Source organism: Pandoraea thiooxydans (genome assembly GCF_001931675.1).
Taxonomy (GTDB): Bacteria; Pseudomonadota; Gammaproteobacteria; order Burkholderiales; family Burkholderiaceae; genus Pandoraea; species Pandoraea thiooxydans.
In genome coordinates this window covers 2,042,467-2,062,615 of the sequence record NZ_CP014839.1, presented here as the reverse complement: position 1 = coordinate 2,062,615, position 20,149 = coordinate 2,042,467, and the positions used below count along the sequence as shown (strand labels likewise).

Genomic DNA, 20,149 nt, shown 5'->3' with positions numbered 1-20,149 from the left:
TCTTTCCTGGGTAGTGGCTGACGCGAGCAGAGTCGCGTCGGCTGGTGATCCGGTTGATTCAATCGACCCTAAGGTCCCCGCGAGAATACCTAAAATTTCGAAGGCGCGTCAGCCGCGGTGAACGATTTTGGCTGCGTCCAGCCGTGCGGCGACGATGGACTCGACGTCGCTATCGAAGCAGCCGATGAACACCAGCACCGAATCCGCCGGGGCCGCGCCGGTGAAAGGCGCGACGCGCATTCGCCCGCCGACCACGTGCAAGGTCTGGGGCGCGGATTTGCCGGCAAGCCGGACAATCCCCTTGGCGCGCAGCAACGGTGCTGGAAAGTCGTGGAACAATTGCTTGAGGCAGGCCTTGTCGAACGGCGTGTCGGAGCGGCAGGAGAAACTGCTGATGCCCGGGTGCGGCGGCGCCGGGCGCGCTGCACGCAGAAGCTCCGAAGCGCCGCGCGGCGCGCGCGGCATGGCCTCGGTATCGAAAAACAGCGCCAGCGGCACCGCGCCGTGCACCGCCTCGAATTGCAAGGCGGCGGGTGCGATCGATTGGAGGGTGCGCCGTGCGGCGGCTTTTTGGGGCGCCTCGACGCGGTCGGCTTTGGTCAGCACCAACGCCGTTGCGCCGGCGATCTGGCGCCGCGCGATATCGCCCACCAGTGCGTCGCCCAGGGTCGCGTCGAGCCGCTCGGCGTCGACTGCCACGATAGTGCCGTGCAAACGGAAAGCCGGATCGAGCATGCCGATCTGGGCTACCTTGGTCGGGTCGGAAACCCCGCTGGCTTCGATGAGCAACAGCTCGGGCCGCTCGGCGCGCTCGGCGATGGCCATCAGCGCGTCGGCCAGGCGGCCGCCGATCGAGCAGCAGATGCAGCCGTTTTCAAGCGCAATGACGTCGCTGCTGCGCTCGCGGATCAGCGTCGCGTCGATATTGATGTCGCCGAAATCGTTGACGAGTACCGCGATGCGCCGCCCGCCCGCATGGGCGAGCACGTGGTTGAGCAGGGTGGTTTTGCCCGCCCCGAGATAACCGCCGATGACCGCCAGAATGATCGGCGGCGCGTCGGCGCACGGCATCTCAGTCATGTTCGGGGGATTGGAAAACGCGGCCGGCCAGCACGGTGCCCCACACGCTCACGTCTTTCAGGCGTTCGGCGGGGACTTCGGTCGGATCGTCGTCGAGCACCGCGAAATCGGCAAATTTTCCGACCTCGATGCTGCCGACGAGGTGATCCATTTTGAGCGTGTAGGCAGCGCCCAGCGTAATCGCGCGCAACGCGTCGTCGACGCTGATGCGCTCGCCCGGGCCGAGCACGCGGCCCGAGGCGGTGGTGCGCTGGACCGCGCACCATGCGGTAAACAGCGGGTTGAGCGGGGTGATCGGCGCGTCCGAATGAAATGCGAACGGAATCCCCAGGCGCCGGGCCGTGCCCGCGGCATTCATCCGGTTGGCGCGGTCCGGCCCCATGGTCTGGCTGTAGTGGGCGTCGCCCCAGTAGTAGATGTGATTTGAGAAAAAATTGATGCACAGGCCCAATTGCGCGGCGCGTGCGAGCTGGCTCGGGCTGGCCATCTGGCAGTGCTGCAAGGTATGACGATGATCGCGGCGCGGGTGCTGATCGAGAATCGTCTCGAGCGCATCGAGCACCACCTCGGTGGCTTCGTCGCCGTTGGTGTGGATATGCAACTGCAAGCCCGCGCAATGATAGGGCGTGAACAGCTCGACCAGCTGGTCGGGCGGGACCAGCCATAATCCGTTGGCCTGGCCGCCGAAATAGCCGGGCCACAGCAGGCGGGCGGTGAAGCCCTGGATCGAGCCGTCGACGATAAACTTGATCGGGCCGAATTTCAATTTGTCGGTGCTCCCGGCCATCGCCGCCAGCACTTTTTCGGCGCCTTCGCCGGGGCTGCGCTGCGGCGCGAAGGCCGGCACGATTCGCACCGGATAGTCGGCACTGGCGGTGACCTCGTGTAGATTGCGATTGCCCAGTGCGGAGAGGTCATTGACCAGGTCGGTGGCCGTGGTCACGCCGGCGAGCTGCGCGACCCTGCCGAAATTCCAGATCGCGCTCGGCTTCTCGCTGGCGGCAATCGACAACTGCTTGCCGATCACCCGGTACACCGGGAACATTGCCGCGAACTCATGCAGCTCGCCGGTCGGCTGTCCCAGGCCATCCTTGTCGATACCATCGATATCGGTATCCTCGTCGATGCCGGCCAGCCCGAGCATGGCCGAGTTGACGTTCATCAGGTGCACGCTGGCATGCAATATCACGATAGGGCGCTGTGCCGAGACGGTGTCGAGCTCCTTGACCGACAGGCGCTGCGTGCCGAAGAAGATCGGATCGAAGCCCCAGGCCAGCAGCGGCGCGGCCGGGTCGGTCAGCGCCGCCTGCGCCGCACGCAGCCGTTCGATCACCTGATCGAGGCTTTTCAAGCCGTGCCAGAGCTTGCCGTCCGGCCCGCGCCGGTCGTAGTAGCCGACGTATACGGCGTCCCACATCGCGCCTTCCATCAGATGGCAATGGCCTTCGACCAGGCCGGGCATGAGCACCTTGTCGCGCAATGTGTCGATCACTTCGGCCTCGCCCCATTGACGTACGTCGTCGAGACCGCCAAGCGCCAGCACTTTGCCATCGCGCACGGCCACGTGGGTCGCAAAGGGTTGAGCCGGGTTCATCGTCAGGATTTTCCTGGCGACAAAAATGCTGATCTGACTGGATTGCATGCGACTTTTATTCCTGGTTTTCCGAATTCAAAAACGAGCCCGCCAGGGCTCACGAGGCGGACTGCACCCGCGCCTGGCCGCCGGCCAGCAGATTGGCCACCGAGGCAACCGCGATATTGGCGACCAGGCAGACCAGCCCGAGATTCAGGCCGCCCAGATCGATGTGATGCAGGTAGAGCGCGACCGCCATGATCTGACCGGTCAGGATGCCCAGCGCAATTGCGACGGGCTTCACCCGCAGGCCGAACAGAATCACCATCATGCCGGGGAAGAACTGCGTGATGCCATAGTACGCGGTGTTGATCAGCGTGAGCATCAGCTTCGGTGTGAGCAGCGTCATCACGATCGACACCAGCAGGTAGATGACGATCACCACCTTCGCGCCGGTCTTTTGCTTGCTCTCCGGCATGTGCGGCAACAGATTGCGCGTGACGATCGGGCCGATCGCCAGGCAGATCCCGGCCAGCACCAGCAGGCCCGAGAGCGACGCTCCGGCGGCCACCAGGCCGAGCAGCCAGCCCGGCAACAGGCGGATTGCCGCAGCGAAGAAAGCCTCATTGGGCGAGCCCAGATGCAGGTTCTGGCTCAGCGCGTAATAGGACGCCAGCACCAGGAACGGATACATCAGCATATACAGCGGCATGGCCACCTGGGTGCGCCGGATCGTATTGGCGCTCCTGGCCGTGAAAAAATTCTGCACGCCGAACGGCATCATGTAAAAGCCGAGCGACTGAAACAGCATGGTGCTCATCGAGAACGACAGCTGCCGCGAATCCATGTGATTGCTGAAGTGCTGGCTGGCGGTGTGGAACACGTGCGTCACGCCGGTCTCCCAGGCGACCGCCACGCCGGTGATCACAATCGCCAGCACCATCAACACGTCCTTGAGTACCGCAATGTAGGCCGAAGCACGCACGCCGGAGATGGCGATATAGGTGAACGCCAGCGCCGCGGCGATCAGAATCAGATATAGCGGCTGGAAATCCCAGCCCAACCCTTTGAGCGCGGCGACCAGGCCGGTGAACTGCAACTGTCCCCATGGCAACAGAAACAGAATGGCGGATGCCGCCACGACGATCTCCAGCGCGCGGCTGCGATAGTGTCCTTTGAACAGGTCGGGCAACGTGATCGCGTTGAAGCGCTTGCCGGCCTCCCAGATTTTGGGCCCGATGAAATAGCCGATCGGGTAGGCCAGCAGGATATAGCCCAGGAACCAGATGCCATACGTGGGGCCTTTGGCATAAATGCCGCCGGGGAACCCGACCATGGTGCCGATGCTGTAGATTTCACCCGCCGCGAGAAAGAACACCAGGTAGGCGCCGAACTGGCGCGATGCCACGAAAAAATCGTGCACGCTTTGCGCGCCATGCCCCTTTTTAGATCGAACTGCCAAGTAAATGGAGAAGATGATTAAGCCAAGAAAGACGACGGTCGACATGGGGATACGCTCCTGGCTTTAGGTGTTTTGCGGGTCGGCGTCGCTTGCGTGGCCGTCGAACAGGCGCCAGCACAGCAATAGACAGCCGGAAGTCAAAACGAACCAGGCGAAGATCCACGCGTAGAGGAACGGGATGCCGAGTACCGTCAGGTTGATCGACGAAACCCACGGCAATAAACCAATCACGCCGATATAAGGGATGCCGATACCAATCAAGAATTTGAGCATGTTGTCTCCGCTTGTCTTCAGGTTTTCTGTTTTATGTCTCGGGCGCGGCCGGCATCGAGGATGCCGGTCATGTCATGGCATGTTCCGCGCATGGCACGCGCGAAGCATCGCTTGTCGGCGATAGGATCGGTCGCCGCGGTGCCGCAATGGCGTGCCCGGCGGCACGTCGATGCGATCGTTTGAGTATGGGCAAGCAAAAAAGGGCGGGATAGTACCAGTTGATGCGAGTCGTTTGGTCCAATGGACTAGGCGCGCGAGCACACGCGTGCTATAGTCATTCGCGTTCACGCGGGCGAGTGGTCTGTCTTCATCGCCCGGTCTGTTTTACCTCTGTGTGTTTGCGAAGTCCCCCGGCGCGTCATATCCACGATTGCAAATCGGCGTATCGGGAAAACTTTTGCTGCCCGCTTGCCACTGTCCGGATTTGCCGATGCCACCGCCGTCAAGCACCGCCCTGTCTCGCCTTTCAACCAAACAGCTACTCTGCGTCATGCTCGGATTGGCGGTTATTGCCGTGACTCCGCGCAGCATCGAATATTTGTCGGGCCATGCTGCGGCGCCCACTGACGATGCGCTCGACCCCGGCAACGGCGCATCGTCGACAGCGAGCGACGCGGCGGCAGCCCGGCCGGCCACGCCGCCGGCCGCGGCCCCGTACGTCACGCGCTCGGTCACGATCGAGCACTCGTTCGACAGTGCCGCGCTCAAGGCTGGCGTCAGCCCTCAGGTGGCGGCGTCGCTGGTCAAGGCGTTTTCGGCGAAGGTGGATTTTCGTCGCGACCTGCAAAAGGGCGACAGTTTTACGCTGGTGTTCAAGCGCGACCCGGGCGATGCCGGCGACGTTGCAGCCGACGGCAAGCCGGTCGCGGCAAAAATCGATCTCGGCTCGACCACGCACACCATCTACTGGTATCGCAAGCCGGGCGGCACTGGAAGCTATTACACGCTGAACGGCAACAGCACGCTGCCGGCCTTCTCCCGCTATCCGATTGCCTTTACCCGTGTGTCGTCGCCATTCTCCCTGGCCCGTTTCGATCCGGTTCTCAAGCGCGTGCGTCCTCACGACGGTGTCGATCTGGCCGCTCCGGTGGGCACGCCCGTGCACGCAACGGCTACTGGCCGGGTCAAGTTCGTCGGCTGGCAACGGGGGTACGGCAAGGTCGTCATACTGAGCAATCCGAATGATTTCTCGACGCTGTTCGCGCATTTGTCGCGTTTCGCGCATGGATTGCGTCGCGGCCAGGCGGTGCACCGCGGGCAGGTCATCGGTTACGTGGGCGAAACCGGCTGGGCGACCGGGCCGCATTTGCACTTCGAACTGCGTCGCGACAATGTACCGGTCAATCCGCTGACCGCGCGCTTGCCGGTCGAGCATCGCCTCAAGGGCGCCGACCGGGAGCACTTCGCAAGCCAGGCACAGGCGCTGGCATCGTTCCTGTCTTCCTGAATCGGCGCAGCCCAGCGGACCGCTGGGCTCGACGCCCGAGTTGCCCGGCGGGGCGACTTTACGCTCACCCGGCGCGCTCGCGCTCGGGGCGACTCTCCTCTCGACAATGTCTTCGCGACCTCGCCGAGCATCTGCATTGGCGACCGTCACGAGCCAAAATTGTTAATTACCGTTAAATCGTCGACTTGCTGCGGTCGGGTGTTTGCAATTCGATTCAGGACGGCGATGATGTTTTTGGAAAATCACGCTGGAAAATTGTCCGGAGGATCGCGTTCTCCTTATCAAAAGGATAAATTTTTCTTCATTATTCCTTAAGTTCGACAGATAAATTTCTCTGCGATTTTTAAACTCATTTAAATTTGGCTTCGATGCCAACTCGTTAAGGCGTGGCGGCCATCGACTCGCGAGGGAGAAAAAGATTGCTCCAAAATCCGTCTTTTTACCACGATCGCAATATTGCCGGCTTATTGATAAATATCATCAAATAAGCATCTTTTGCTTTGTAAAACCCCTATATACAGAAAACAACTAATCGATTATTCTTGGCCCCGGGGAAATTACGGATTGCTACGAGTAACTCGATTATCGGGAATCCCGAAGATCAGGCTGGCTGGCCGGCCTGTTTGATGTGTCGCCCGACCAGACAGACGCTGGCGGGGGCGGAGGGTTGGTTAGTCGGTGGTATCCAGATAAGAACGATGCTGGAAGCAGGCTTTGATCATTCGGGGAAAAAAGTGATCGTACGTAGGCTTCATTTTGGCGGGGGACCGTCGGCCGCAGGCTTGAACGGACTGCTGACCGGTCTGCTGCTCGCGGTCATGGGGTTTTTACCTATCGGGGGCACCAGCCTTGCGATGGCGGCCGGCACCCCGGCTCTGGCCATTGCCAATCCCAATATTGCGTTTTACTACGGCGCTCATCCGCCGGTCGACGAGTTGCAGGCGTTCGACGATGTGGTGATCGATCCCGCCACCGCGACGCCTCCCGACGCCCAAAGCACGCCTCATACCGCTTGGCTGGCGCGGATCGACCTGCGTACGCAAACCGATAATTCCGCGCAAACGCCCGCCGCGTATGTCTCGCAGACAGTAACCCCGCTCTGGAATAGGGGGTACCGCGGCTTCCTGCTCGACGATGGCGCCCCGCTGGATCAGAACGATAGGCCCGACGATGGCTGGCTGGCCGGGCTGGTGCAGGCGATTCACGCTCAATACCCTCAGGCGCGGGTGATGCTGCGCAATCACTTGGGACTGGCCGCGCACATCGCCGATCAACTGAGCGCGGTGATGGTCGACTCTCTGTACCGGCGCTACGACCTGCTGGGCGGATTCTTTGCCGACGTGCCCGCCGCCGAGCGTGCCGAAGCGCTGCAGCGGATCGGGGCGCTGCGGCGCAGCGGCGCGTCGCTGGCCGTGGTGGCCGTCGACTACTGTGCTCGCGATGACCGGGCGTGCCGGCGCGACGCCGCGAACCGGCTCGAACACGATGGGCTCACGCCGTTCGTCACCGACCCGAGCTTCGCGACGGTCGGCATTGGCCGCATCGAGGTCATGCCGCGCAAGATTCTGGTGGTGCAGACCCCGGAGCAGGGCGAGCCGCTCGATCTGACGGCCGGTGTGCGAGACATCGCGATGCCGCTCAATTATCTTGGCTACGATATTCAGTATGCCGACGCCAATCAGGCGTTGCCGCACGACATCGATAGCGACCGCTATGCCGGTATCGTGGTGGCGATCGATCGGACAGTCGACAACCCCGATGCCTGGCGCCGCTGGCTGCTCGGGCGCATCCGCGCCGGCGTGCGGGTGGCGGTGCTCGGTCAGTTCGGGTTCCCGATCGACCAGGAAGCCGCCCGCGCGCTCGGACTCGAGGTTGTGCCGGGGGCTGCGCCCCCCGACGTTGCACCGCACATCGTGGACAAGGCGCCGATGATGGGCTTCGAGATTCTGCCGCCGCCGGATATTCGCGACGCACTGGGCGTGCGCGTCGGTGCGCAGGGCAAGCCGCTGCTGCGTTTGAAGGCCGGCAGCTATGTCTATGACATGGCTGGCATGCTGCCGTGGGGTGGCTATACGCTCGACCCTTACGGTATTGCCACCCTGGGCGGTATCCAGCAGGAGCGCTGGGCGATCCAGCCGATCGATTTCTTCGAGCAGGCCTTGGCGCTGCCCGAGATGCCCGTGCCTGACGTGACGACCGAGAATGGCCGCAGGCTGCTGTTCGTGCATGTCGACGGAGACGGCTTCGCCTCGCGCACGGAGTTCCCCGGGCCGGCCTATGGCGGGCAGGCGCTGTACGATCAGATTTTCACCAAATTCCCGATTCCGATGACCCTTTCGGTGATCGAAGGGGAAGTGGGGCCGACCGGCCTGTACCCGAAGATATCGCCTACGCTCGAGTCCATCGCGCGTGAGATCTTTGCCTTGCCAAACGTCGAAATCGGCAGCCATACGTACTCGCATCCGTTCAATCTGGAGATGATCGACCCGAAGACCGGCGCGCGCATCACCGGCAAGGTCAAGAAGGAGTGGGGCGGGGACAGCGCGTTCTCGCTCGATATCCCGCACTACAAATTCAATTTGAATCGCGAAATCCAGGGCTCGATCGACTACATCGATCGACGCCTGGCGCCGCCCGGCAAACATGTGGTCGTGCTGCAATGGCCTGGGGATGCCGCGCCGCCGGCCATCGCGGTGCGTCGTGCTTATGCTGCCGGCGTGCTCAATATCAACGGCGGCGATACGGTCATTACCAAAACCAACAACAGCTGGACCGACATTGCGCCGTACGGCGTATCCAAGGGACCGCAGCCCGACGATTTTCAGGTCTATGCCGCCGACATGGACGAAAACGTCTATACGGGCGACTGGACCGGCCCGTTTTACGGCTTCACGCGTGTGCTGGAGACTTATGCGCTGACCGACCGGCCGATCCGTTTCAAGGCAATCGACATCTACTACCACTTCTACTCGGGCACCAAGCTCGCCTCGCTGCGCGCGTTGCGCCAGGTATACGAGAGCACCCTCAAGCAGGCGGTTCTGCCCATCTATACCACCGAGTACATCAAGCGCGTACTCGACTGGCGCCGGGTCGCCGTGGCCCGCGAGGGCAACCGCTGGCTGGTGCGCTCGGGTGCCAATCTGCGCGAATTGCGCTGGCCGCTCGGACACGGCGTGCCCGACCTGAAGACCGCCACCGGGGTGAGCGGCTACCTGCCTGGACCCGGCGGGCTCTATATCCATATGGGCGGGGATCAGGCCAGTTTCTCGATCGCCCCCCGCGGCGCCGGCGATATTCCCTATATCGCCGAGGCGGCGGGATTCGTGCGCCACTATCGGCGAGACGCACGCGCCATGAGCTTCGATTTTGGCGGCTACTACAAGCCGTTCGTGAGCTTCGCCGATGCGAACGGCTGCCGCGTGACAGTCGACGGCAAGGCGGTCGCGGCGCCGGTCAGGAACGGCGTGCTGCGCGTCGACGTTGCCGGGCGCGCGGCGCAGCAAGTGACCTACCATTCGCTCAAGGTGAACTGTGAATAGCGATCGTCCTCGCCTTTGTCCGCCATGGCTCTCGGGTCTGATCGCCGTGGGCATCGTGCTGGCCCTGGCGGCGGCCTATCCGCGCGGGGGCATGCAGGCCCGCATGCTGGCGGCGTCGCCGCCGAGCGAAGTGACAGTCGCCTACCTCGAGGCGTGGCTTCGCATCGAGCCGAACTCGTCGACCTACATGAGTCTGCTGGTCGATCAGTACATGGGGCTGGGGCAATGGGAGAAAGCGGAGCTGGCCTCGCAAAAGCTGGCCCTGATGGGGGGCGAGGATGCGCGCGCCAGAGCGCTGCTGATCCAGCTCACGGCGGCCGAACGGCGAGCCTACGCGGTCGGTCCCGACGATCCCCGGCGGCCGCCGTTGATGGTCGAGTACATTGCGCTGCTCGAGCGCACCACGCAGCGGACCTGGGACGTGCCGGTGATGCGGGAGCTGGCGGCCAAGGCCCATGCCGCGGGCGCCACCGGCGTGATGCTGCATTTTTATCGCGAGCTGGCGGCCGCCGACAGCGCCAATCGCACCGAGTGGGACGAAAAACTCGCCACCGAGGCGCTGGCTCAGCAATCCTATGGCGACGCCGCCAATGCATATTTCGCGGCACAGGATGCCGCGCAGAGCTTGCAGGACAAGCGGCGCTATTTTCTCGCCGCGCTCAAGGTGCTGGTCTCGGGCGATCAGGTGGGCAAAGCCTGTGACGAAGCCGCGCAACGCATCGGCGAGCTGGCCGACGATCCGCAAACCCTGCGCTTCCTGATCGATCTGGCACGCCAGGCGCATCGCACCGATCTGATGACCCGTTACGCGCGCGCCTTGGGCAAACTCTCCAGTCTCGAGCCGGCCGGCCCTCACGTCGCGGCCTTCGCGGCAGCGAATTCGCGCCGCGCGGACCGCCACCAGCCGCGCTATTTGGACGGATACGAGGCCAGTCTGCGCAATGCCCGATTCGGCGGCGCCAGACTTCGATTGATCGCCGACACCCCTGGGGCGAACGCCAATGCCGTTACCCCCAGCGATTACGATCTCGCCTTCAAGGCCTTTGTCGAGAGCAGCGCGCTCGACGACGCCGAGAAGCTTGCCGAGCAGGCGCTCGCCCACCACATGGATCCGCTGGTCTGGACCCGTCGGCTGGCACAGGTCGCGCAATGGAACAACCACCCGGCGCTGGCGCTGAAATCCTGGCTGGCGTTTGCACGCGATTCCGGCAACGAAGAGGCGTGGCAAAACGTCCTGAAGCTGGCGCCGCAACTCGATGACGACACCGCCTATGTCGCGGCCTTGATTCACGAAGCGGATCGTCAACCTGCCAACCTGGTCTTGAAAGACCAGTTGATCAACGCCTATGAGCGCCTCGGGCAGCCGCAGCAGGCGCTCGATTATCTGAAGCGACGCGCGGTGGGTGCGCAGCGAGAGCCGCTGCTCGAGCGCTATGCGCTGGTCGCCGAACGGGCGGGGCACGACGGCGAGGCGCTGCGCACGTACCGCACCCTGCAAACCGAATTTGGCCCGAACGCCAAATACGCGCTGCATATTGCCAACCTCGAATACCAGCAGGGCCACTATGACGTGGCGCTCGAAGCCCTGCGGCAGGTTCGCGGCAAAACGGCGAGCCGTCCGCAGGACGCACTGTATTGGCGCACCTACAGCGAGCTGGCGCGGCTCACGCGGCACGACGAGGATGCCAACTTCGCCTACCAGCGTCTGCTGGCCACCGGGCAGGCCGAGGCGACCGACCTGAGCGGCATGGCCTATTTCTATCAGGGCTATCCGATCGACGCCGGGCGCACCGCCGAAATGGCGTTCCGCAAGGACGGTTCGGCCAGATCGCTGCAATCGGCGCTGTACTTCTACACCGTGGCTCAGGCGTGGCCGCGCATCCGGCATTTGCTGGCCAGCCTCACCCCCGCGCAGCGCGATATGTTCGATCACTCGAGTGCGCTGCTGGCCGCGCGCGCCGACTACGAGCGCCAGATCGGGCGCTGGGATGCATCGCTCGCCGATCTGCGGCGCGCCGCGTCACTGCCCGACGCCAGCGACGATACCAAGGTCTCGTATTTATGGGCGCTGGTCGACTTTGGCGCCGATGGCGAGCTGCGGCTGGCAACGCGCCGATGGCGCGCGCTGGCCGACGGCAATTCAGCTTACTGGGGTGCCTATGGCGCGGCCGAGGTACGTTTGGGTAACCCGGCGCAAGCGCTCAGTTATCTGCGCCGCCAGCTGTCGCAGGCGCCGGATGATCCGTTGTGGCTGATCGCGACTGCCGATGCGGAAGAGTCGGCCGGCCATGCCGACATCGCCTGGCGACTGCGCCGCGCGGCCTGGCGGGCTCTGCCGGGCAAGCTCGCTGCAGTTGCGCCGACCCATGGCGGCGGCACCGGCTCAGCCCGGCCTCACGTCGCCGCGCTACCCGGCACGCCCGAGGCGATTGCCCAGGCGCGCATGGCTCAGGCGACGCTAAGCCAGACATTTACCAATGGCGACCGCTCGCGCGATCTGCTGATCGCCATGCTCAAGGCCGACCGGCGCGAGAGCGGCAGTGCCGCGGTGGCCCGTTCCCTGCTCGGCATGCGTGCCGCAGGGCTGCCGTCCGATCTCGAGACGCCGGACCAGGCACCCGGCCAGGCCGCGCAAGCGGCCGAGGCCCGCCGGCAACTGATCAGCGCGGCCGCCAAGGACGTCGTGGAGGCCTGGGCGATCAGCGGCGAGCACAATGAACTTGCACGCGCCTGGCTGGCCAGGGAGTACACCGATCGCCTGCTGCGGCCCGCCGATGCGCAGATTGCGCTGGCACTAGCCGACAACGACCGCGAGGCGCTGACGCGAGCGTTGGCGCACGGTCGCGGCGGCGTGCCGATGGGCAATCGCATCGATGCGCTCAATCGCCTGGGACGCACCGACGAGGCCGAGACCGTCGCCTTCGACGCCATGCAGGGCGCGCCGGACAACGACGCGCTGCAGGAGTCGCTGCGCGAGACACTGCTGCGCGACCGCCCGGCGCTTGGCTTCGATGTGTACGGCACGCGCGCCAGCCCGCTCAACAGCATCACGAGCTCCCTGCTGGGCGGCGTTGCTCTGACCGGCCGGCTGGCTTTGATCATCCAGGCGATCCAGCGCAATCAGCACTCGTCCGATACGAGCCAGCTGGCCTGGGTGCCGGCGCAAGACCGCTCCATCGAAGCCACCTTGCGCGACCACACGGTCGAGCGCGACCTGTCGGCGACCCTCGGGCATCGCAACGCGGTCAATTCCTTTTATACCTTCAAGGTGCACGGCGAATTCAACCGGGGCGGCCCGCTCACCACGGACATTACCGCCGGGCTCAACCAGTTCACCGATATTTCGCCGCAGATGCAGGTGGCCTCGACCAAGGACATGCTGCGCGTGGGCGCGCAGTGGGACTCGCAGGCGCATTGGTTCATGCAGGGCAGCGCCGAGGTTGACGGCTTTCACGCGCAGGACCGCACCTACCTGGGGCGGGGCGTGATTCTTGCCGCCGAACTGGGTTACCGCCTGCGTCTCGGTTATCCCGACTGGAATGTACGGCTGACTGGCGAGCGGGGCATCTACACGGCCAGCGGCAACGTGATTCCGTCGCTCGCGCGCCTGCTGCCGGCGGGTGAGACCCCCACGGCGACCCAATTCATGCCGCAAAGCGTGACGCGCTACGGCGTGATGAGCGGATTCGGCCTGGATTACGAGAATGCCTATCGGCATGCCTGGGTGCCATATCTCGACGTCGGCGTAGTGCACGACAGCATCGAGGGATGGGGCCCGCAGGTCAATGTCGGGTTGGCGGGTTCGATTTTTGGCAACGATCATGCGCGCGTGTATTACTCGCATGAGGCAGTGACCGGCGGCGGAGCGTCGGTGACGCAACTCGGCGTGGCGTACCGTTTGTATTACTAGCGTGCCGAGACGGAAGAGGCGGGCATCGCGCGGCTAGTGGCCGCTGTTTCATCAAAACCGGAGAGGAAGAAAATGAAAGGCTTGAGAGCGGGAAATATTTATCGGCTGATCGGCGCCATGCTGCTGGCCGTGTTGGCGGGCTGCTCGACGATCGACGCGGGGCATGCGCCCGGCCTGAGCAAGACCGACAACTGGGCGGTCTTGCCGATGGCCAATTACACGGAAACGCCGGAAGCCGGCAAGCGCGCCGAGAGCATCGCGCAGAGCGTGCTGCAGCAGGATGGTTTTGCCAACCTGTGGCAATACCCGGGCGACAACGATACCGATGCGCTGCTCAATGGTCACCCCAATGCCGCGCGTGCCAAGGCGCTGGCCTGGGCACGCAAGGCAGGCGTGCGCTACGCGTTGACCGGTTCGGTGCAGGAATGGCGCTACAAGGTCGGCGTGGACGGCGAGCCGGTGGCCGGCTTGACCTTCGACGTGATCGACGTGAGCACGGGCAAGACCGTGTGGAGCGCCACCGGCAGCCGCAGCGGCTGGAGCCGCTCGAGTCTGGCCGGCGTCGGTCAGACCCTGATCCGCCAGTTGCTGGCCCCGCTCGCGCAACGCTGAGGTGTCCGCCGTGCAAACCGATAAGCAAACATCGCCGCCGCAAGCGCGCGCCTCAGATCCACTCGGGAACGTCGGCTACTACGGCCGTTTGCTTGCACCGGCGCTCACGCGTCCCGTGGCCGCCCTGGAAGTCATCGGCGTGATGGCGCTGGTGATCGGTTTTTGTTATTTGCTGCGCCCGGCGGATCCGCTGTTGCTGCATATCGGCTTTCCATGGCTTTGGTTGGTCGCGGCGATCATGGCGTTGCGCTACGGCGCGCTGCTCGGGGTGCTCGCGGGGATTTGTGTCACCGTCGCCTGGTACGCGCTGTACGGGCACGTCGTCGGCGCGGAGTTTCCCGTGATGTTCTTCGTGGGCGGCCTGGCGCTGGTGGTGATCTCGGGCCATTTCTGCGACATCTGGGGCAATCGCGCCAATCGGCTGGGCAGCATCAATAGCTATTTGAGCGACCGGCTGGTATCGATCACCAACAATCATTACCTGCTGCGCATCTCGCACGACCGGCTCGAGCACGACGTGCTGACCCGGCCCGTGACGATGCGCGATGCGATCATGCGCCTGCGGGATTTTTCGCCGACGCACAGCGGTGCCGCGCCCGATATGCCGCTGCCCAACATTCAAGGCATGCTGGAATTCGCCGCGCTGACCTGCCAGATTGGCGATGCGTCGATATTTCCGGTGACCAAGGGGCGGGTCGAGCACGTGGCTGCCGCATCGGTGGGCGAGCCCTTCGAACTCGATTCCGACGATCCGCTGCTGCGCGATTGCCTCGAAAAGAGCGCACTGTCGCATTTGCGCGAGCTCGACGAAACCGGGCGCAGCGCCTATCTGGTGTGTGCTCCGTTGATCTCCGCGTCCGGCAAGTTGGTCGCGGTGCTGGTGGTGCGGCACATGGCATTCCTGTCGCTGAATCAGGACAACCTGCAGTTGCTGCTGGTACTGCTGGGATACTATGCCGATAGCGTCGAACACCGGGCGATGGTCGATGCCATCACCCAGCGTGTGCCCGATTGCCCATATGAATTCGCCTTGGAGCTGGCACGCCTGACTCATATGAAGCGCGCCAGCAATATCGATTCGGCGCTGGTGGCGCTGGTGTTTGCGCGCGGCACCGACGGCGATTCGCTGTTCGATCAGGTGACCCGGACGCGGCGCGCGCTGGATGTGCTCTGGGCAGTGCGCGATGACCAACGGCAAGTGGCGATCACTCTGATGCCGCTGACCGACGAAAACGGTATCAACGGCTACCTGATGCGCACCGAAAACACCCTGAAAAGCCAGTTCTCGACCGATTTCGAAAGATCGCACGTCGCGGTGCACACGGTGGCGGTCAGCTCGAGCGATCCCGGCGACGTGTTGCAGCGCTTGCTCCAACGGTGCGGCCATCATGGCTAAGACGCTCCGCTCATTGCTGTTTGGCTTGCTGGCGCTGGCCGTGCAAGGCAAGGCGGTGTATTCGCTGTGGCAGCCGCCGGGCGGAGTCGACCCTCTGCTGGTGTTCTTTCTTTGGCAGACGCTGGCCGCGCTGGCCACCGCGCTGTTCGTGAGCGCCATTCTGCCACCGCATTACCGACGGGCCAGAGGCGGCGCGTTTCTGCACGTTTTTGTCATCTGCCTGTTTCTTCCGGTCGCCGGTTTGCTGTTGTTTCTCAGCCTGATCCTGGTGGCGCTGCTGTTCCCTACGCCGCCCGATGACATCCCGATCGAGGCCGTTGAAGTGCCGCAATTCGCCACTTATCTGGTGTCGCGCGTGACCCACGGCACCGGTGCCCGGCTGCGCGCCCGCCTGGAGAATCTTCGCGCTCCGGCCGGCGACCGCGTCGCCGCGCTGGTTGCCATGCAATCGCTGCCTTCGCGCATCAGCAGCGGGCTGCTGCACGACTTGCTGTCAGATCCCATTGAAGAGATCCGCTTGCTGGCCTATGGGATTGTCGACGGCACAGAAAAAGAGATCATGCAAAAGATCTTCGTGGCCAGGGCGCAGCTCGAGCGGTCAGCCGACGCGGTCGAACGGGGTCTGGCCAGTGCCCGCCTGGCCGAGCTCTATTGGGAATTGATTTACCAGCATCTAGTGCAGGGCGAAGTCTATCGCTATACCCTCGAGCAGGTCGAATCGTTTGCCAAGCAGGCCCTGGCGCAAGGGCAGGAGGCTGCCGTGATGTGTTACCTGCTCGGGCGCTGCGCATTGCTGCGCGGCGCGCCGGAGCCCGCGGAGGAATTCTTTCGGCGTGCCCAGGCGCTGCGCTTCCCGGCTGATCGGCTGGCGCCGTGGCTGGCCGAAGTGGCGTTTCTCAAGCGCGACTACGATCGGATTCCACCATTGCTCGACACACTCAACAAAGCGACGGCCGTGCCCTTCCTGCAACCTATCGTGCGCTATTGGTCTCAATGAACTCAGATCTCCATCGCCGCGCGGCTTCGGCCGATATCGCCTTGTTGCTCGAGGGCACATTTCCCTATGTGCGTGGGGGTGTCTCGGCGTGGGTCAATCAGATGATCCGCGCCTTTCCGGAATTCACGTTCGCGATCGCCTTCATCGGCAGCCGGAAAGATGATTACGGCGGCGCGCACTATGCGTTGCCGGACAACGTGGTGCATTTCGAAGAACACTATCTGTACGATTTCGAGACGGACAAGCCGGTGATCAGCGCCCAGGGCGATCGCCAGGCGTTCGAGCATGTCGCGCGCATGCACGACGAACTCAAACAGCACAGGCATGCCGGCGTGATCGGCAAGCTGATGCGCGAAATGATGCCCATGCTCGAAGAGGGTGGCCCGATCGGAGAACAGGAATTCCTGCACAGCCAACGCTCGTGGGACATCATCACCGATCGCTACAACCGGTTTTGCACCGATCCGTCGTTCACCGATTATTTCTGGACGGTGCGCATCATGCACAAACCGTTGTGGCAACTGGCCCGGATCGCCGAGAAGCTGCCGCAAGCCAGGATCTATCACACGGTGTCGACCGGTTATGCCGGATTTCTCGGCGCGCTGCTGCATTTCCGGCATGGTCGTCCATTGCTGGTGTCGGAGCACGGCATATATACGAAAGAGCGCAAGATCGACCTGTTGCAAAGCCAGTGGATTCACGACAACCGCGGCATTTTCGAGCGCGACGTCTCGCAAGTCGGTTACTTCCAGGAGCTCTGGGTGCGCTTTTTCGAGGCGATCGGCCGTATCGCCTACGAGGCGGCCACCGATATTGTCGCGCTCTACGAAGGCAATCGCCTGCGCCAGCTTGAGGACGGCGCCCCGCCGGACAAGACCCGCAGTATCCCGAACGGCATTGCCGTGGCGCAGTTCGCGCCGCTGCGCGCCCAGCGTCCGACGAACGTGCCGCCGGTGGTAGCGCTGATCGGCCGGGTCGTGCCGATCAAGGACATCAAGACATTCATTCGCGCGATGTTCATCGTCAAGCGCCAGTTGCCTGCGGCGCAGGGCTGGATAGTCGGCCCGGAATCCGAGGATCCCGACTACGCGCAGGAGTGCCGCGACCTGATAGACAGCCTCGGCATGCAGGCAAGCGTGCAAATGATGGGTTTCCGGCAGATTCGCGAACTGTTGCCGGATGTCGGCCTGGTGGCCTTGAGCTCGATCAGCGAGGCCTTGCCGCTGGTCGTGCTCGAAGCCTTTGCTGCCGGTGTGCCGGTCGTGACCACCGACGTCGGCTCCTGCCGGCAACTGGTCGAGGGGCTCGAGGGCGACGACCAGGCGCTGGGCGCGGCCGGCAAGGTGGTGCAGATCGCCGACCCCGAGAAATTTGCCCAGGCGGTGCTGGCGCTGCTCACCGACGACGACGCGTGGCGGGCTGCGCAACGGGCCGGCATCGCGCGCGTCGAGCGTTACTATACGCACACGCTGATGGAAGACAGCTACCGTTCGCTGTATCGCAAGCTGATCGCGGACAGTGCCGGGCAACAATCCACGGAGACGCAATAATGGCCGGTATCGGTTTCGAGCTGCGTAAGATACTCAAGCGCGATAGCCTGACCGGTACGCTGACGGCTTACGGCTACGCCGGAATCATCAGCGCCGGACCCCTGGTCCTGTCGATTCTTGGGATCCTGCTCATCGGCCTGCTCAGCCTGTCGACGGTAGAACCGCCAGTGCGAATCGTGCAGTTCCAGATTTCCGTGACCTATCTGATGGCCGTCAGCCTGATCGTCACCGGTGCATTGCAGCTGTCGTTCACGCGTTTCATTTCCGATCGCCTGTTCGAGCGGCGGCCCGATCGGGTGCTGCCGAACTACAACGCGGTGGCGCTCGTCACCACCGTGGTCACCGGCGTGCTGGGCCTGGGCCTCGCCCTGACGGCATTTCGACACGAATCGACGCTTTACCGCCTACTGATGCTGGCCGGCTTTGTGATCATCAGCAATATCTGGATCGGCGTGATCTTTCTCACCAGCGTCAAGCAATATCGGGCGATCCTGGCGATTTTCTTCGTCGGATATCTCACCACGGTGATTTTTGCCGTGGCGCTGAATCGCTACGGCCTGGAGGGGCTGATGGGCGGTTTCGTGATCGGTCATTTGATCCTGCTGATCGGCCTGGGCAGCCTGATTCATCGCAACTACCGCTCCGACGACTATCTCTCCTGGGAGGTCTTCGACCGGCGCTTCGCCTATCCGAGCCTGATGTTCGTCGGCTTGTTGTTCAATCTGGGCGTGTGGCTGGACAAATTCATGTTCTGGTTTTCGCCGGCCACCGGGCAGGTAGTGATCGGCCCGTTGCACGCCTCGCTGATTTACGACCTGCCGGTTTTCATTTCGTATCTGTGCGTGATCCCTGGCATGGCTGTGTTTTTGCTGCGCATCGAGACCGATTTCGTCGAGTACTACGACGCCTACTACGATGCCATCCGCAACGGCGGCACGCTGAAGTACATCCAGGATATGCGCGACATGATGGTGCGCAGCGTACGCACCGGCCTGTATGAAATTCTCAAAATCCAGGCGTTGGTCACCCTGCTGATTTTTGCGTTCGGCGACAAGCTGCTTCGCCTGCTTGGCATCTCGACGCTTTACCTGCCGCTGCTGCACATCGATGTCATCTCGGCGAGTCTGCAGGTGCTGTTCCTGGGGGCGCTCAACATCTTCTTCTACCTCGACCGGCGCCGCGTGGTGCTCGGTCTCACTGCCGTCTTCGTGCTGCTTAGCGGCCTGTTTACCTGGATCACCCTCGAGATGGGGCCGAATACCTACGGCTACGGTTATGCCGGCGCGCTCCTGGTGGTGATACTGCTGTCGGTGGACATGCTCGACCGGCGCTTCGCCTCGCTCGAGTACGACACCTATATGCTGCAAAAAGATGCCTGAGTCCCGGCCGTCGGTGGTGCCCCGTTCCAACGCCGCTCGCTCCGCGCGCCGAGTCCGCGCGGGCTGGCGGCCCTTGCTGGCGGGCCTGGTGGCGTCGCTTTTCCTGGGCAAGGCAATTGGAGCACCCGCGCCCTTGCCCTGGAGCATTGCGTTCTACTATGGCGACTCGCCCCCGCTGGGGCAATTGGCCAGATTCGACCTCGCCGTGGTCGAGCCCGACAGCGGGTTCGATCCCACCGCATTCGCGGCCATGCCGACGCAATGGTTTGCTTACGTCAGCGTGGGCGAAGTCGATCCGTCGCGCAGTTACTATGCGCAGATTCCCAAGCGCTGGCTGATCGGCCGCAACGGCGAGTGGCATGCAAGTGTCGTCGACCAGGCAGCGCCTGGCTGGCCCGCGTTTTTCGTCGCGCATGTGATCGATCCGCTGTGGAAGCAGGGCTATCGCGGCTTTTTTTTGGATACGCTCGATTCCTATCAACTGGTGGCCAAAACCGACGCGCAGCGCGAGCGTGAGCGCGCAGGCCTGGTGGCCGTCATCGAGGCAATTCATCGGCGCTACCCAAGCGCTAAACTGATCCTCAATCGCGGTTTCGAATTGCTGCCTGAGGTGCATGACGCGGTATTCGCAGTCGCGTTCGAATCGTTGTACCAGGGCTGGAGCGAAGCGGCCGGACGATATGTCGACGTCCCGCAGGAGGACCGTCAATGGCTGCTCGGCCAGGCCGACATGGTCAGGCAGCGCTATGGCCTGCCCGTGATCGCGATCGATTACTGCGCGCCCGCCGACACCGGCTGCGCGAGCCGCACGGTGACGCGCATCAGGGCACAGGGTATCGTGCCGTACGTCGGTGACGGCCACCTTCAGACGGTCAACCCCGCATCGGCGAATTAGCGCCCGCCGACCCGGTGCCATCATTAATTTTCAAAT

The 20,149-nt window shown here is 63.4% G+C and carries 13 protein-coding genes; 9 read left to right on the top strand and 4 right to left on the bottom strand.

All coding sequences use genetic code 11. The features are described 5' to 3' along the window. Window positions 1–108: 108 nt before the first annotated feature. The 4 genes from PATSB16_RS09475 to PATSB16_RS09460 are packed head-to-tail and all read right to left on the bottom strand — an operon-like array spanning window position 109 to window position 4,388. A complete protein-coding gene (locus tag PATSB16_RS09475) occupies window positions 109–1,080 on the bottom strand; it encodes a CobW family GTP-binding protein (protein ID WP_047213911.1) in 972 nt (323 codons plus the stop codon). Next, window positions 1,073–2,722: an amidohydrolase gene (locus PATSB16_RS09470; RefSeq protein ID WP_047213910.1), complete on the bottom strand. Its 1,650-nt coding sequence runs from the start codon at window positions 2,720–2,722 to the stop codon at window positions 1,073–1,075. The genes PATSB16_RS09475 and PATSB16_RS09470 overlap by 8 nt, the downstream gene beginning before the upstream one ends. Window positions 2,723–2,771: 49 nt before the next feature. Further along, a complete protein-coding gene (locus PATSB16_RS09465; protein WP_047213909.1) occupies window positions 2,772–4,160 on the bottom strand; it encodes a sodium:solute symporter family protein in 1,389 nt (462 codons plus the stop codon). Between the two features lie 18 nt (window positions 4,161–4,178). Beyond that, window positions 4,179–4,388, bottom strand: a complete 210-nt coding sequence (locus PATSB16_RS09460) for a DUF3311 domain-containing protein (protein ID WP_047213908.1) — start codon at window positions 4,386–4,388, stop codon at window positions 4,179–4,181. Window positions 4,389–4,902: 514 nt separating this feature from the next. Here PATSB16_RS09460 and PATSB16_RS09455 point away from each other — a divergent pair. The 9 genes from PATSB16_RS09455 to PATSB16_RS09415 all read left to right on the top strand — a co-directional run bounded on the left by PATSB16_RS09455 (window position 4,903) and on the right by PATSB16_RS09415 (window position 20,113). Further along, complete coding sequence (locus PATSB16_RS09455; protein ID WP_169834615.1) at window positions 4,903–5,835, top strand: peptidoglycan DD-metalloendopeptidase family protein; 933 nt, start codon at window positions 4,903–4,905, stop codon at window positions 5,833–5,835. Window positions 5,836–6,617: 782 nt separating this feature from the next. Next, window positions 6,618–9,374 (top strand): bifunctional glycoside hydrolase/polysaccharide deacetylase family protein, encoded by a 2,757-nt coding sequence (locus tag PATSB16_RS09450; RefSeq protein ID WP_156884694.1) that lies wholly within the window; start codon window positions 6,618–6,620, stop codon window positions 9,372–9,374. Then, a complete protein-coding gene (locus PATSB16_RS09445) occupies window positions 9,367–13,284 on the top strand; it encodes a tetratricopeptide repeat protein (RefSeq protein WP_047213907.1) in 3,918 nt (1,305 codons plus the stop codon). Before PATSB16_RS09450 ends, PATSB16_RS09445 begins: the two co-directional genes overlap by 8 nt. 72 nt (window positions 13,285–13,356) lie before the next feature. Next, complete coding sequence (locus PATSB16_RS09440; protein ID WP_047213906.1) at window positions 13,357–13,896, top strand: transporter; 540 nt, start codon at window positions 13,357–13,359, stop codon at window positions 13,894–13,896. Between the two features lie 10 nt (window positions 13,897–13,906). Beyond that, entirely contained in the window at window positions 13,907–15,292 is a 1,386-nt protein-coding gene (locus PATSB16_RS09435; RefSeq protein ID WP_237170329.1) for a PelD GGDEF domain-containing protein, read from the top strand. Further along, window positions 15,285–16,289, top strand: a complete 1,005-nt coding sequence (locus tag PATSB16_RS09430) for a hypothetical protein (RefSeq protein WP_047213904.1) — start codon at window positions 15,285–15,287, stop codon at window positions 16,287–16,289. Before PATSB16_RS09435 ends, PATSB16_RS09430 begins: the two co-directional genes overlap by 8 nt. Further along, entirely contained in the window at window positions 16,286–17,839 is a 1,554-nt protein-coding gene (gene pelF / locus PATSB16_RS09425) for a GT4 family glycosyltransferase PelF (protein ID WP_047213903.1), read from the top strand. Before PATSB16_RS09430 ends, pelF begins: the two co-directional genes overlap by 4 nt. After that, window positions 17,839–19,218 (top strand): exopolysaccharide Pel transporter PelG, encoded by a 1,380-nt coding sequence (gene pelG / locus PATSB16_RS09420; RefSeq protein ID WP_047213902.1) that lies wholly within the window; start codon window positions 17,839–17,841, stop codon window positions 19,216–19,218. The genes pelF and pelG overlap by 1 nt, the downstream gene beginning before the upstream one ends. Further along, the gene (locus tag PATSB16_RS09415) at window positions 19,211–20,113 is read left to right on the top strand and encodes an endo alpha-1,4 polygalactosaminidase (RefSeq protein WP_083566743.1); all 903 of its coding nucleotides are present in this window, start codon (window positions 19,211–19,213) and stop codon (window positions 20,111–20,113) included. Before pelG ends, PATSB16_RS09415 begins: the two co-directional genes overlap by 8 nt. Window positions 20,114–20,149: the final 36 nt, after the last annotated feature.

Coding starts and splice junctions, on each gene's coding strand:
- PATSB16_RS09475 (WP_047213911.1), bottom strand. CDS start 1,080: ATGACTGAGATGCCGTGCGCCGACGCGCCGCCGATCATTCTGGCGGTC.
- PATSB16_RS09470 (WP_047213910.1), bottom strand. CDS start 2,722: ATGCAATCCAGTCAGATCAGCATTTTTGTCGCCAGGAAAATCCTGACG.
- PATSB16_RS09465 (WP_047213909.1), bottom strand. CDS start 4,160: ATGTCGACCGTCGTCTTTCTTGGCTTAATCATCTTCTCCATTTACTTG.
- PATSB16_RS09460 (WP_047213908.1), bottom strand. CDS start 4,388: ATGCTCAAATTCTTGATTGGTATCGGCATCCCTTATATCGGCGTGATT.
- PATSB16_RS09440 (WP_047213906.1), top strand. CDS start 13,357: ATGAAAGGCTTGAGAGCGGGAAATATTTATCGGCTGATCGGCGCCATG.
- PATSB16_RS09430 (WP_047213904.1), top strand. CDS start 15,285: ATGGCTAAGACGCTCCGCTCATTGCTGTTTGGCTTGCTGGCGCTGGCC.
- pelF (WP_047213903.1), top strand. CDS start 16,286: ATGAACTCAGATCTCCATCGCCGCGCGGCTTCGGCCGATATCGCCTTG.
- pelG (WP_047213902.1), top strand. CDS start 17,839: ATGGCCGGTATCGGTTTCGAGCTGCGTAAGATACTCAAGCGCGATAGC.
- PATSB16_RS09415 (WP_083566743.1), top strand. CDS start 19,211: ATGCCTGAGTCCCGGCCGTCGGTGGTGCCCCGTTCCAACGCCGCTCGC.